At 60.6% G+C, this 13,500-nt stretch carries 16 protein-coding genes; 9 read left to right on the forward strand and 7 right to left on the reverse strand.

All coding sequences use genetic code 11. The annotated features are described in order from the left end of the window. Positions 1 to 5: 5 nt before the first annotated feature. Together AC4PS6_RS04155 and gntR are read right to left on the reverse strand one after the other, a co-directional pair. A complete protein-coding gene (locus AC4PS6_RS04155) occupies positions 6 to 245 on the reverse strand; it encodes a DUF6124 family protein (protein WP_014719643.1) in 240 nt (79 codons plus the stop codon). A 391-nt stretch (positions 246 to 636) separates the two neighbouring features. After that, positions 637 to 1,668, reverse strand: a complete 1,032-nt coding sequence (gntR, locus tag AC4PS6_RS04160) for an HTH-type transcriptional regulator GntR (RefSeq protein ID WP_161793224.1) — start codon at positions 1,666 to 1,668, stop codon at positions 637 to 639. A gap of 225 nt (positions 1,669 to 1,893) precedes the next feature. On the opposite strand from gntR, the gene AC4PS6_RS04165 reads away from it, so the two are divergent. Next, positions 1,894 to 2,427, forward strand: a complete 534-nt coding sequence (locus tag AC4PS6_RS04165; protein ID WP_014719641.1) for a gluconokinase — start codon at positions 1,894 to 1,896, stop codon at positions 2,425 to 2,427. Between the two features lie 84 nt (positions 2,428 to 2,511). After that, the gene (locus AC4PS6_RS04170; protein WP_014719640.1) at positions 2,512 to 3,864 is read left to right on the forward strand and encodes a GntP family permease; all 1,353 of its coding nucleotides are present in this window, start codon (positions 2,512 to 2,514) and stop codon (positions 3,862 to 3,864) included. 153 nt (positions 3,865 to 4,017) lie between these two features. Here AC4PS6_RS04170 and alaC read toward each other — a convergent pair whose 3' ends face one another. Further along, positions 4,018 to 5,229, reverse strand: a complete 1,212-nt coding sequence (alaC, locus tag AC4PS6_RS04175) for an alanine transaminase (RefSeq protein ID WP_019819319.1) — start codon at positions 5,227 to 5,229, stop codon at positions 4,018 to 4,020. 195 nt (positions 5,230 to 5,424) lie between these two features. On the opposite strand from alaC, the gene AC4PS6_RS04180 reads away from it, so the two are divergent. Next, complete coding sequence (locus tag AC4PS6_RS04180) at positions 5,425 to 5,907, forward strand: GyrI-like domain-containing protein (protein WP_122300716.1); 483 nt, start codon at positions 5,425 to 5,427, stop codon at positions 5,905 to 5,907. Positions 5,908 to 5,973: 66 nt separating this feature from the next. Here the strand turns inward: AC4PS6_RS04180 and AC4PS6_RS04185 are convergent, their stop codons facing one another. Further along, complete coding sequence (locus AC4PS6_RS04185; protein ID WP_014719637.1) at positions 5,974 to 6,465, reverse strand: GNAT family N-acetyltransferase; 492 nt, start codon at positions 6,463 to 6,465, stop codon at positions 5,974 to 5,976. A gap of 145 nt (positions 6,466 to 6,610) precedes the next feature. On the opposite strand from AC4PS6_RS04185, the gene AC4PS6_RS04190 reads away from it, so the two are divergent. From AC4PS6_RS04190 to AC4PS6_RS04205, 4 genes are read left to right on the forward strand one after another with little or no spacing between them, the layout of a single operon-like run. After that, positions 6,611 to 7,030: a YybH family protein gene (locus tag AC4PS6_RS04190; RefSeq protein WP_019819316.1), complete on the forward strand. Its 420-nt coding sequence runs from the start codon at positions 6,611 to 6,613 to the stop codon at positions 7,028 to 7,030. 42 nt (positions 7,031 to 7,072) lie between these two features. Further along, a complete protein-coding gene (locus AC4PS6_RS04195; RefSeq protein WP_014719635.1) occupies positions 7,073 to 7,426 on the forward strand; it encodes a YciI family protein in 354 nt (117 codons plus the stop codon). A gap of 24 nt (positions 7,427 to 7,450) precedes the next feature. Continuing rightward, complete coding sequence (locus tag AC4PS6_RS04200; protein WP_492180705.1) at positions 7,451 to 7,927, forward strand: SRPBCC family protein; 477 nt, start codon at positions 7,451 to 7,453, stop codon at positions 7,925 to 7,927. After that, positions 7,924 to 9,135, forward strand: coding sequence for an RNA polymerase sigma factor (locus tag AC4PS6_RS04205; protein WP_103452392.1), 1,212 nt, complete (start codon positions 7,924 to 7,926; stop codon positions 9,133 to 9,135). Before AC4PS6_RS04200 ends, AC4PS6_RS04205 begins: the two co-directional genes overlap by 4 nt. 109 nt (positions 9,136 to 9,244) lie before the next feature. Here the strand turns inward: AC4PS6_RS04205 and AC4PS6_RS04210 are convergent, their stop codons facing one another. Further along, positions 9,245 to 10,099 (reverse strand): LysR family transcriptional regulator, encoded by an 855-nt coding sequence (locus AC4PS6_RS04210; RefSeq protein ID WP_019819309.1) that lies wholly within the window; start codon positions 10,097 to 10,099, stop codon positions 9,245 to 9,247. An 88-nt stretch (positions 10,100 to 10,187) separates the two neighbouring features. Between AC4PS6_RS04210 and AC4PS6_RS04215 the strand changes: the two genes are divergently transcribed. Then, the gene (locus AC4PS6_RS04215) at positions 10,188 to 10,625 is read left to right on the forward strand and encodes a multidrug/biocide efflux PACE transporter (RefSeq protein WP_014719631.1); all 438 of its coding nucleotides are present in this window, start codon (positions 10,188 to 10,190) and stop codon (positions 10,623 to 10,625) included. 11 nt (positions 10,626 to 10,636) lie between these two features. On the opposite strand, the gene AC4PS6_RS04220 is transcribed toward AC4PS6_RS04215, so the two are convergent. Continuing rightward, positions 10,637 to 11,395, reverse strand: a complete 759-nt coding sequence (locus tag AC4PS6_RS04220) for an SDR family NAD(P)-dependent oxidoreductase (RefSeq protein ID WP_014719630.1) — start codon at positions 11,393 to 11,395, stop codon at positions 10,637 to 10,639. Between the two features lie 106 nt (positions 11,396 to 11,501). Between AC4PS6_RS04220 and AC4PS6_RS04225 the strand changes: the two genes are divergently transcribed. Further along, complete coding sequence (locus AC4PS6_RS04225; RefSeq protein WP_166405531.1) at positions 11,502 to 12,398, forward strand: LysR family transcriptional regulator; 897 nt, start codon at positions 11,502 to 11,504, stop codon at positions 12,396 to 12,398. Here AC4PS6_RS04225 and AC4PS6_RS04230 read toward each other — a convergent pair. After that, a complete protein-coding gene (locus AC4PS6_RS04230; RefSeq protein WP_014719628.1) occupies positions 12,395 to 13,312 on the reverse strand; it encodes a LysR family transcriptional regulator in 918 nt (305 codons plus the stop codon). The two genes, AC4PS6_RS04225 and AC4PS6_RS04230, sit on opposite strands and share 4 nt — an antisense overlap. Positions 13,313 to 13,500: the final 188 nt, after the last annotated feature.

The raw sequence follows: 13,500 nt of genomic DNA on the forward strand, positions 1-13,500 counted from the left end.
TTGCCTCAGCAGCGTGGTGTGTGCTGGTCCATGGCCTTGCCCACCAGCAATACGCTCAGCTCGCTCAATTGATGAATGGCCAGGGCCACATCACGGTGTTTGCCGGTGAGGTCATCGGACAGGTCGAGCAGTAAGGTGCTGACGGAGCAGACGGTTTCGTAGCTGTTGGCCAGCAGGGTTTCAGTGGAAACATCGGGGATGAGCGTGAAGAGGGTGGTTAGCGGCGGATCGATTTTTTTGATCATCAGAGCATCCTGGAATGGGCTGCCGCCGTATCGCTACTAAACGAGGGTGGCAGCTGTACGCAGGTTAGTAGACCGGTGGACACTCAAAGCCGGCGCACCCGAAAGTGCCCTACGCACAGCCGCCATTAACGCGGGCAGGCTTATGCACTTAGAGTGACCAAACTCGGGCTACTAAACCCGATCACCGAGAAATTCAGCGACCGGCAAACCTTAGAGACCGTCACCGAGGCGCACAAGCCGGCGGATTCTGACGTAAGCGTAGGCAGCGGAGCAAGGCGCTTACTGCAATGTAAGCCGCTTCCTACGGCTGTCCTACCTATCAAGTGGGCACGGTAGAAAAAGGTGGGAGCTGGCTTGCCTGCTCCCACATTGTGTGCGTTCAGCTCGACGTTCAGGTGCTCTCGCGCACCTGCAACTCAAATCCCATATCCACCACTGGCTTGGCCACCTTGTTGCCCGCCATGATCGTCAGCAAATGCTCCGCCGCCCGACGCCCGATGGCTTCCCGTGGCGTGCTGATGCTACTCAGGCGCGGCACCATGAATGAGGAAGCGGGCAGGTCGTTGAAGCCCAGCACCGCCACACGTTCAGGCACCTTGATGCCATGGCGCAGGGCTTCGAGCAGGGCGCCCTGGGCCAGGTCGTCGTTGCCGAAGAAGATCGCATCCACATCCGGATGCGCTGCCAGCAATTGCAGGAACAGTTCGCCGCCCAGGCCCACGGAGGAGGGACGTGGTGTCAAAAGCTCCAGCGCCGGGTCGTACATGCCCGCCTGCTGCAAGGCGCGGCGGAAACCTTCGCCGCGCAACAACGTGCGCTGATCCAACTGCGCGCCGATATAGGCCAGGCGCTTGCGCCCCCGGGACAGCAAGTGCGCCGCCGCGGTCTCGCCAGCGGCCAGTTGCGAGAAGCCCACGCAGTTCACCCCGGCATTAGGGTCCAGATCCATCATGTACACACAGGGCACATTGCTGGCCTCGACCATTCGTCGCGCGCTTTCGGTGCGGTCAAACCCGGTCAGCAGCAATCCCCGCGGCTGATAGGCCATGTAGTTGCGCAGCAGGTCTTCTTCTTCATCGCGCGAATAATGGGAGTTGCCGATCAGTACTTCAAAGCCCTTGGGCCGCAGTACCTGATGAATAGCTTCCAGGGTTTCGATAAACAGCAGGTTGGACAGTGACGGCACCAGCACCACCACCGAATGACTCTGCGCCGAGGCCAGGGCGCGGGCGGCGGGGTTGACCACGTAGCTCAGTTCGGCGGCGGCCTGTTGCACCTTTTCTACCAGCTCCGTGGCGACCGTGCTGATACCGCGCAAAGCACGGGAGGCGGTAATCGGACTGACGCCAGCCAGGCGGGCGACTTCGTTCAAGGTGGGGCGGCCCGTCGTGCGGGTATTTTTATCGTTCTTAGAGGTCATCAGGCAGCTTGCCAAACAAAAATCGAGGCACTAAGGTAGCGCTGTCTCCAAAGGGCTGCAAATTCTTGGATAAAGGGTTGCCTGATCCTGTCCAGCTCTTGAAGTCAATCTGTTGGAACGGATGCACGCGTCACTCCATAAAAATGACAAGTCGGCGCGGGAAAAGCCTGTTTTTGCACTAGCCCTACGCTATGCAAAGGTAGCGCTATCTGCGTCCTGAGGTGTTTCATGAGTCAACCTGTTACCGCCCTGGTCATCATGGGTGTTTCCGGCTGTGGCAAGTCCAGCGTCAGCCAAGCCCTGTGCGCCCTTAACGGCGCCACTGCCATTGAAGGCGACAGCTTTCACCCCGCCGCGAACATCGAAAAGATGAGCGCCGGCCACCCCCTCAACGACGACGACCGCGCCGGCTGGCTCGACATCCTGTGCGATGAACTGCGCCGCGCGTTGAAAGCGGGCGAGCATCCTGTACTGACCTGTTCGGCCCTGAAGAAAAAATACCGTGACCACTTGCGCGAAGCCGCGCCGGGCCTGGGTTTTGTCTTCCTGGAACTGACCCGCGAAGTCGCCGCCGACCGCGTGTCTCACCGCCCCGGCCATTTCATGCCGGCAAGCCTGATCGATAGCCAGTTCGCCACCCTTGAATCGCCCAAGGGCGAGCCGCTGACCCTGGCCTTGAACGCCAGTGAAGACAGCGTCGAGGAGCTGGCCGAGCAGACCAATACCTGGTGGCGCAAGCACGGCTTTGAACCTACTCATTAATTTTTTGCCGGAAAAGATAGCGCTATCCCCGGCAGGAAGTTCAACACCCGCTTTAATAACAACAACAAACAGGAGAGACCCCCCATGTTTGGCATGTCCCACGAGTCTTACCTGCTGCTAGATGCAGTAGTCACTATCATCGGGTTGATCGTACTGATCACCAAGTTCAAGGTGCACCCGTTCATTGCACTGATCATCGCGGCCGGTTTCCTCGGCCTGACCTCGGGTATGCCCGTGGACAAGATCATCAAGGCGTTCCAGGACGGCTTCGGCGGGGTGCTCGGCTTTGTCGGCATCATCCTCGCGCTGGGCACGATGCTCGGCAAGATGATGGCCGAGTCCGGCGGTGCCGATCAGATCGCCCAGACCCTGATCCGCGCCTTCGGCAAAGAGAAGGTCCAGTGGGCCATGATGTTCGCCGCGTTCCTGGTGGGCATCCCGCTGTTCTTCGAGATCGGCTTTGTATTGCTGATCCCGCTGGTGTTTATTGTCGCCCGGCGTACCGGCGTGTCGTTGATCAAGATCGGTATCCCGCTGCTGGCCGGTTTGTCGGCGGTGCACGGTCTGGTGCCACCGCACCCGGGCCCGCTGCTGGCCATCGGCGTGTTCGGTGCCGATATCGGCAAGACCATCCTGTACGGTCTGATCGTTGCGCTGCCGACCGCCATCATCGCCGGCCCGATTTTCGGTACGTTCATCGCCAAGTACATCCCGGGCAACCCGTCCCAGGAACTGGTGGACCAACTGGCCCGCGAGACCGATAACAAGTCGCTGCCAAGCTTCAGCATCACCCTGGTCACCGTGCTGCTGCCGGTGTTCCTGATGCTACTCAAAACCTTTGCCGACATCGCGTTCGCTGAAGGCAACGTGGTGCGTAACTGGATGGACATGATCGGCCACCCGATCACCGCACTGTTGCTGGCTTTGCTGTTGTCGCTGTACACCTTTGGCCATCGTCAGGGCATCCACTCCAAGCAGATCCTCAAGCTGCTCGACGCCAGCCTTGCGCCGACCGCCGCGATCATCCTGATCATCGGTGCCGGTGGTGGCTTCAAGCAGATGCTGGTGACCAGCGGCGTGGGCGACGTGATCGGCCATATGGCGGTGAACGCGCAGATCAACCCGATCCTGCTGGCGTGGCTGGTGGCGGCGGTGATTCGGATTGCCACCGGTTCGGCGACGGTTGCGACCATTACCGGCGCGGGCATTGTGGTGCCGGTGGTGGGCATGATCCCAGGGGTTAACCGCGAGTTGCTGGTACTGGCGACGGGCGCGGGTTCGTTGATCCTGTCTCACGTCAACGATGCGGGGTTCTGGCTGGTCAAGCAGTACTTCAACATGACCGTGGCCGAGACGTTCAAGACCTGGACGGCGATGGAGACCATTCTGTCGATCGTGGCGCTGATCTTCATCATGTTGCTGTCGTTGGTGGTGTAAGCCACACCACAAAAGCAGTGGCGGCAACTCGATCAAAATGTGGGAGCTGGCTTGCCTGCGATAGCATCACCTCGGTACATCTGAAACACCGAGGTGTCTGCATCGCAGGCAAGCCAGCTCCCACATTGATTGGGTTTCTTCAGGTAAATCAGGTCAGGCTTTAGTCACCAACCCATCCGCCCTGAACATCCCGCGAATCCCGCGCACGGCCTGGCGAATCCGGTCCTGGTTTTCGATCAGCGCAAAGCGCACATGATCATCGCCATACTCACCAAAACCGATCCCCGGCGACACACACACCTTCGCTTCCAATAACAGTTTCTTGGCAAACTCCAGCGAGCCCATGGCGGCATACTGCTCGGGAATCTTGGCCCAGACGTACATCGACGCCTTCGGGTTCTCCACCATCCAGCCCAGCTCATGCAGGCCTTTGACCAGCACATTGCGACGCTGGCGGTACTGTTCAGCGATGTCCTTCACGCACTGTTGGTCGCCTTCCAGCGCTGCAATCGCCGCCACTTGCAGCGGGGTGAAGGTGCCGTAGTCGTGGTAGCTCTTGATGCGTGCCAGGGCGTTGACCAGTTCCGGGTTGCCTACCATGAAGCCGATGCGCCAGCCGGCCATGTTGTAGCTCTTGGACAGGGTGAAAAACTCCACCGCAATGTCCTTGGCGCCGGGCACTTGCATGATCGAGGGGGCTTTCCAGCCGTCGTAGACGATGTCGGCGTAGGCCAGGTCGTGCACCACCAGCACGTCGTACTGCTTGGCCAGGGCGATCACCCGTTCGAAGAAGTCCAGTTCCACACACTGCGCGGTGGGGTTGGACGGGAAGCCGAGGATCATCATCTTCGGCTTGGGGATCGAGCCGCGAATCGCGCGCTCCAGCTCAGCGAAGAAATCCACGCCCGGTATCAGCGGCACCGAACGTACCTGGGCACCTGCAATCACTGCGCCGTAGATATGAATTGGGTAGCTGGGGTTGGGCACCAGCACGGTATCGCCCTGGTCCAGGGTGGCCAGCATCAAGTGCGCCAGGCCTTCCTTGGAACCGATGGTCACGATGGCTTCGGACTCAGGGTCGATATCCACCGCGTAACGGTCCTTGTACCAGCGCGAAATCGCCCGGCGCAGGCGCGGAATGCCTTTGGAGGTGGAGTAGCCGTGGGTGTCTTCACGCTGGGCGACGGTGACCATTTTCTCCACGATATGAGGAGGCGTGGCGCCGTCAGGGTTACCCATGCTCAAGTCGATGATGTCTTCGCCGCGCCGACGCGCAGCCATCTTCAGCTCGGCAGTGATATTGAAAACGTAAGGGGGGAGTCGATCTATGCGCGCAAAGCGGCGCGGCGAACCTTGGTCTGCCATTGTTGCCTCGAGGTACGTAAGCGCCCGGAACCGTCCGAGCGACGTCGGCCACTGCGGTGGCCTGCGGGGCAGACAATAAGGGCGATGATGGCCAGTTGTCCAGATGCGTAGGAAATTTTTCTACATGGAGTACAACGCGGATATGCCCCTATACTCGATGCGGGTTTGTTCCCTCATAAGAAGGAGACTGTTCGTATGGATCAGCAGACAAAACAACCGTTGGAGTCACGCCTGGAAGCCGGTAAGGCCCTGGTGATCGCCGGGGTACAAGGGCGATATTCGAAGGCCACCGTGGGCGATATCCCACGGCTGTGGGAGTTGTTCGATACCTGCATCAAGGACATCAAGAAGCGCGTCGGCGGTGTGACCTACGGGGTGTGCCATAACCCGCATCACGGCGAATTCGATTACCTGGCAGGTGTTGAAGTCCCGGCCAAGAAAGACGTGCCAAGCAATTTCGAGGTGATCGAAATTCCGCCACTCAACTATGCCGTGTTCCCCCACTACGGGCCGGTGCAGGCGCTTGAGCAAACCTACGAGCGCATCATGTTCGAATGGCTGCCGCACTCGGGCTACAAAGTCATGGGCGCGGATTTCGAGCGCTATAGCGCGGACTTCGATGCCAGGAAGGGCACGGGGACGGTGGAAATCTGGCTGCCGATCGGGGAGCGGGGCTGATACTGCATCCGATGTCACGTAAACACGACATGCACGCTTAAAAGTCATGTTTACGTGACATTGCCGCTATGGATTAAACCTGAAGCTCAACCGGCGCTCATACCCTACGCGACCCTTGTACGCCTCACCGCGATCCACCCATCCTGCCCCCAGATACAACCCCATTGCCGCCAGATTGTGGGCATCCACCGACAACTCCAACCCCTTGATCTGCGGCCAGGCCTCGCGCGCCACGGCGGGCAACGCCTGCAAACACATCTTGCCGTATCCACGCCCCTGCTGATGCCGGTCTACCTGTAGCGCGTGGAGGGTGGCGCTGTGTTCATCCGCCCAATGCGGCAGGCACGGTGGGCGCTTGAGCAGCAGGAACGCCACAGGAAGGTCGTCGACCAACAGCGCAAAGCCCTTGACCCCAGGGCTCGGGTTGGCGAGCAGGGTATTGAGGGCGCAATACATATCGCCGCAAAACGGCAGTTGTTCAGGGTGAACTTCGATGGCGCCGACTTGCTGTTGTTGCACAGCGTTCAGCGCCTCGTAAGCAACGAGGCGGGTTGGCATGGGACTATCCGAACGGCTGCAAGAGAAGTGGCAGTTTATCGGGTTTGAGCCACGGGAAATTATTTTTCAGGGGGATGTCGATTTCCCTTCGGGCCATTCGACTAAGGGTGTCTTCCGTGATTTTCCACCCCAAGGAGTCATCGCCATGAGCACTGCAATCAAGCGCCTGATCGAGCAATGGAAAGACGCCGTCGTCAGTCGCGATATCGACAAAATTGTCAGCTTTTACGCCGACGATATCGTCTCGTTCGACGCCGTCACCGCTCTGCAATTCAAGGGCAAGGCGGCCTACCGCGCGCATTGGGAGGCGTGCATGGAGCACTGCCCCGGCCCCGGCATCTTCGAGTTTCATGAATTGCATGTCGTCGATGCGCCAGACAGCGCATTCGCCCACTGGCTGGCCCACTGCGGCGGCGCCGGGCCGGACGGCGAGGTAAAGGCCTGCTGGATGCGCGTGACTGCCGGCTACCAGCGTATCGATGGCCAATGGAAGGTGGTGCACGAGCACTGGTCGGCACCGTTTGATATGCAAAGCGGCACGGCGTTGTTCGACCTGAAACCTTGAGCACTGCGAACTATAGTCAGTAGTCCGAAAACGGAGAACGCCATGAAATACCTGTGCTTGATCTACAGCGACGAACAGGCGTTGCACACCTCGCCCGACAGCCCCCACGACTCGGAATGTCTGGCCTACGCCGAGTCCATCCAGGCCAGCGGGCGCATGCTGGCCGCCGAGCCGCTGGAGTCAGTGACCACCGCCACCACCGTGCGCATGCGCAACGGCAAGCTGTCGATCACCGACGGGCCTTTTGCCGAAACCAAGGAGCAGCTCGCCGGGTTCTACCTGATCGACGCCAAGGACCTCAATGAAGCGCTCCAGGTGGCTGGCGGTATTCCGGCGGCCCGGGTCGGCAGTGTGGAAGTGCGCCCCGTGCGCCAATTGAATCTCTCAACACAATAATCAAAAGACTTGAGGAGGTTTCCCGTGAACACTCAACCCGCCGAATTTGAACTGTCCATCAGCCGCTTGATCGATGCGCCGCGCCGCCGGGTGTTTCGCGCCTGGACTGAGCCAACCCTGCTGCAACAATGGTGGGGCCCCCACGGCATGACCACCCCTGAATGCGAGATGAACTTGTGGGTTGGCGGCTTGTTCCGCACCTTGATGCGTGCGCCCGATGGCAGCGAGTACCCGACCCAGGGCGTTTTCCTGGAAATCGATGCGCCCAACCGCCTGGTGTTTACCGACGCGTTCATGCCGGGTTGGGTGCCCTCGGGCAAGCCGTTCATGAGCGCCGAAGTCACCTTTGAAGATGTCGGCGGCAAGACGCTCTACACCGCCCGCGCCATGCACTGGAGTGCCGAGGACAAGCAGGCCCACGAAGCCATGGGCTTTCATGACGGCTGGGGCCAGAGCCTGGACCGCCTAGGGAAGTTGGTGACCGAGGACATGGTCGATTGACCCAGCAGATCGACGCTATTTACCGCCGCGAATCACGCCGCGTGCTCGCGACGTTGATTCGTGTGCTAGGGGATTTCGACCTGGCCGAGGAGGCGCTGCACGAAGCATTTTTCGTCGCCCTGCAGCGCTGGCCCGAGGATGGCGTGCCGGATAATCCACGGGCGTGGCTGGTGTCCACCGGTCGCTTCAAAGCCATCGACCGCCTGCGTCGGCAGTCGCGTTTTACCCCGTTATTGGAAGAGCAGGCCGAGGCGTTGGAGGCCGCGCCTTGGAGTGATGAAGACGTGGAAGACGACCGCCTGCGCCTGATGTTCACTTGCTGCCACCCAGCGTTGGCAGCCGATGCCCAGGTTGCGCTGACCTTGCGCGAGATCTGCGACCTGAGCACCGAGGCCATCGCTCACGCTTTTCTAGCCACGCCCACCACCATTGCCCAACGCATCGTGCGCGCCAAGGGCAAGATCCGTGAGGCGAGAATTCCCTATCAAGTGCCGTCCCGCGCCGAATTGCCCGAACGATTGGACAGTGTGCTGCGGGTGATTTACCTGGTGTTCAACGAGGGCTATTCGGCCTCAGCGGGTGCCGACCTCACCCGCGAGGACCTGACCTTGGAGGCCATTCGCCTGGGGCGTTTGCTGCTGGAGTTGCTGCCCGAGCCGGAAGTCATGGGCTTGCTGGCGTTAATGTTGCTGCACGAGTCGCGTCGGCCTGCCCGCACTTCTGCCAGCGGCGAACTGGTGCTGTTGGACGCTCAGGATCGTACGCTTTGGGACAGGGCCTTGATCGCTGAAGGCTGCGCATTGGTGGAGCAGGCGCTGATGACGCCACGCTTCGGGCCGTATTGCTTGCAGGCTGCGATTGCCGCCGTGCACGCCGAGGCGCCCAGCGCAGGGGAAACCGATTGGCGGCAGATTGTCGGGCTCTATGATGTATTGCTCAGGGCTGTGCCGTCGCCGGTGATCGAGTTGAACCGTGCGGTAGCGGTGGCGATGGAGCAGGGGCCTTTGGCGGGGCTGGCGCTGGTAGACAACCTTTTGCAGCGCGGTGAGTTGCAGGACTATCACTTGGCGCATTCGGCGCGTGGGGAATTTTGCCGGCAGTTGGGGCGGTTTGACGAAGCTCGCAGCGCGTACGAAAAAGCGCTGTCGCTGACGCAACAGGCGCCAGAAAAACGCTTCATCACGCGACGCCTCGCCGAACTCAAATAGCCAACACGATGTTATGACGCCCCGCGATCCAATGTGGGCGCTGGCTTGCCTGCGATGATGGCCTGACAGCCAACGTCTCTCTAACGGCCCCCTCTACATTGCACTGCGTTCACTCCAGCATCTTGCCCAGCAACCAGCTCCCCGCAGGCCCCGGCGGCTGGTGCCGGGACCACAGCGCATCCACCGCCACCGAACGCGGCCAACTGCGCACCTTGAGTTCAACCAACTGGTTGCCGCCAAAACGCTCCACCAGCCAGCGCGGTATCGGTGCCCAACCAAAACCCAGCTGTGCCATTTCCATCAGCATCAGGTAACTCGGCGCCGACCACACACGTTGCGTGCCGCGGTTTTCATTGGGGCTGATGATGCTCGCCAAGCGCAACTCCCGGTGTTGTTGCAAGGTGTGCGAGTGAACCTTGTCCAGGGTTGCCAATGGGTGTCTGGGCGAGACGAACAGCGCGATCTCCGTGCGCTCTTCCACGGGGGAGAACGTCAGGTCCGGCGGGTAGGCTTCTTGTTTCTCGATAAACGCGATCTGCGCCCGGCCACTTTGCACCAGTGCGATCAAGTCTTCGCATTCCGCGATCAGGCATTCCAGCTCAAGGTCTGGGTAGCGTTGTTCGAAGGCGCTGAGAGCGACCTCGAATCGATCAGACTGATAAGTATCGGACATGGCGAGACTCAACTTCGGCTCCAGGCCTTGCGATAACTGACTGGCTGCCAGCTCCAGGCGGCTACTGGCTTCCAGCACTTGCTCAGCCCGTTGCAGCAACACTTGCCCCGCCGGTGTGAGGGTCGGCTTGCGGCTGCTGCGGTCAAACAGCACCACGTTCAGGTCAATCTCAAGGCTGGCCACTGCCGCGCTCACGGTGGACTGGCTTTTGCCCAGCTTGCGCGCCGCCGCGGAAAACGAGCCTTGGGTGGCAGCCTGGACAAACGCCTGAAGCACTTCATGGGAGGCCATGACTATCGCCTTGATCGATGGTTATTGGTTATGAAGTATCGAGACAAAGCCTGATCATGGCAACCATCGTCACTCACGGAGCCGGGCCATGACCCCTACCAAATCCCTTACTGAACGCGTTTTTCAAGCCCTTGGTTTCGAGGGGTTGGCCTTATTGATTTGCACGCCGCTGTTGGTGTGGATCACCGGCCGGCCAGCGCTGGAGATGGGCGCAGTGACCCTGGGCATCAGCCTGTTGGCACTGAGCTGGAACGTGGTGTTCAACAGCCTGTTCGACCGCCTTAAAAATCGCCTGCAACTGGCCAACGGTGGTTGGACCCGTGTGCTGCATGCGCTGCTGTTTGAAGGCGGCCTGATCCTCTTGGCAGTGCCGTTGATTGCCGCCTTGATGAAGATCAGCCTGTTGGAAGCCTTCATCCTCGACATTGGCGTGTTGTTGTTCTTCCTGCCGTACACCTACGTGTACCACTGGGGTTATGACGTGCTGCGCGAGAAATTCGCCGGTAAAACCCCAGTTACCCCGTAGGCGTGCGTCGCTTATAGGAACATCCCGCCCGACGCCTCGATCCGCTGGCCGGTGATCCAATGACTGCCATCGGCCAGCAAGGTCGAAATCGCCCCGCCAATGTCGTCCGGCAAGCCTACGCGGCCCAGGGCGGTGTTATTGGCAACCATCGCATTCACATCGGTGTTATCGCGCACCGCGCCGCCGCCGAAGTCGGTGGCAATCGCGCCCGGTGCCAGGGTGTTCACGGTAATCCCCCGTGGGCCCAGTTCTTTAGCCTGGTAGCGCGACAAGACTTCCACCGCGCCTTTCATGGACGCGTAGGCGGCATACCCCGGCAGGCTGAAGCGCGCCAGGCCGCTGGAGATATTGATGATGCGCCCGCCATCGCTGATCAGCGGCAGCAGTTTCTGCGTGAGGAAAAACGGTGCCTTCACATGGATCGCCACCAACTGGTCGAACTGGGCTTCGGTGGTTTCGGCAAAGCTTGCGTAGGTGCCAACCCCGGCGTTGTTGATCAGGAAGTTGAAATGCTCCTGGGCGAACACATCCTTGAGCAGTGTGCCGATCTGGCCAACGAATGCATCGAAGGTTGCGCTCTGGCTGACGTCCAGTTGCAGCATGGCGGCGCGACCGCCCAAGGCCTCTACCTGGGCAACCACGGCTTGGGCTTCGGCCGCTGCGCTGTGGTAAGTGCCGATGATGTCGATGCCTTGCGCAGCCAGGTGCAGGGCGGCGCTTTTGCCCAGGCCACGGCTAGCGCCAGTGATGAGTGCGATTTTACGGGTCATGGTGCAGTCCTCGAATGGGGTGAGTGGGACTGAGTGTATTTGTCCGGCCATAACGTGATAAACAGGCTGATATCGAAATCACTGGCCGGATAAGGCGAACAATCTAATGAACAAGCTTGAGCTGCTGCGCACCTTCGTACGCGTTACTGAGTTGTCGAGCTTTACCCAGGCCGGCCAAAGCCTGGGCTTGCCGCGCTCTACGGTCTCTGAGCATGTGCAGGCGTTGGAGGAGTTGCTCGGCGCTCGGCTGTTGCAACGCACCACGCGCAAGGTGCAGGCGACCCAGGATGGTCGTGTGTTGTATGAGCGCAGCAAGGATCTGCTGGCGCACATGGAAGAGTTGGAAGGTTTGTTCCGTCAGGACGAAACCCAATTGGCCGGACGCATACGGGTGGACATGCCCAATGTCATGGCGCGGGGCGTGATCTTGCCGAACTTGCCCACGTTCATGGCGCGCCATCCGCTGATCGACATGGAAATCAGCTGTTCGGACCGCCAGGTGGACCTGATCGCCGAAGGTTTTGATTGCGTGGTGCGCGTCGGCGCCCAGCCCGATCAAACTGTGGTAGCGCGGCGGGTGTGCAGCATGCCGATGGTCAACTGCGCGAGCGCGGCGTACCTGCAACGGTATGGCGTGCCCGACACCCTGGCAGACCTGGCGCATCATCAGTTGGTGCATTACGTGCGGCCGCTGGGCGCACGCTCGGCCGGGTTCGAATACCTGGTGGGCAACAAGGTGCAGCGGCTGGCGATGGCAGGCCGGGTGACGGTCAACAGCACCGACGCCTATCAATCGGCGTGCCTGGGCGGGTTTGGCATTACCCAGGTGCCGCAACTGGGGATACACGACTTGTTGGCCAGCGGCGAGTTGGTGGCGGTGCTGCCCGACTACCAGGCGCCGCCCTTGGATGTGTCGTTGCTGTACGCCGGCCAGCGGCATCTGCCGTTGCGGGTGCGGGTGTTCATGGACTGGTTGACCGCCACCCTGCAAGCTCATCTTTAACGGCGTGCCGACAACTGCTGGGGCGCCAGGAACGCGTCGTGGAAGTAATCCCGGAACGCTTGCATCGCGGGGGTAAACGCGCGCTCGCGGTGCCAGGCCAGGCCGACGCTCATGGGTGTGACCGGGTCGGTCACGGTCAGGGTTTCGATGCGTTTGCCTTCCAGGGACCAGGGCCGGTGCACCAGGTCTGACAGGATCGCCACGCCGCTGCCATTGGCAACCATGCTGCGCACCGCCTCCACCGAGCTGGTGCGCAGCCGCACCTTGGGCGTTTGCCCGGCCTGTTCCCAGTAGCGCATGGCGCTGTGTTCGGCTTCATCGACGGTGAGCAAGATGTAGGGTTCTTGGGCCACGTCGGCCAGGCTCACGGCACCGCGTTCGCACAATGGGTGATGGCTGGGCAGCCAGAGGCGGCGTTCGGAGTTGAATAGAATTTCCGAGACGATATCCGCGTGGGTGAGGTTGGCAGTGAGCACCACAGCCATGTCGAACTGGCCGTCGAGCAGGCCCTGTTCGATGGCCTGGCGCTCCTGTTCGAACACCTCGATGGTCACGTCCGGATGCCAATGCTCCATGCGCTGTAAATGGTGCGGCAGGAAATAACCCAGCACGGTGTAGCTGGCCGCCACCCGCAGCACGCCGCTGGCGCGGTAGTCCGGCAACGGGCTGTTGAGGGCATCCTCCACGCTGCGCACAATCACATAGGCACGGTTGAGAAAATGCCGCCCGGCATCGGTGAGGTTCATGCCCTGGGCCGAGCGCACGAACAACTGCACGCCGAGCATGGCTTCCAGCTCCTTGATCGCTGTGGTCACCGCCGATTGGGAAATATTCAGGTGAATTGCTGCCTGGGAAATCTGGCCGATTTCCGCAGTGGCGACGAAATAGCGAACCTGGCGCAAGGTTAAAGACATATCGCACTCTGCTTATTGATCGTTCCCACGCTCTGCGTGGGAATGCCTCTTGTGACGCTGCGCGTCACGGTCTCAAGTGCGGACGCAGAGCGTCCATGGCTGCATTCCCACGCAGAGCGTGGGAACGATCGGGGGTCGAGGATAAAAAGCTATCTGATTTTCAGAAGATGGGCCATCTGATAATAGAT

It is taken from the genome of Pseudomonas sp. DW-iso17 (assembly GCF_058725345.1).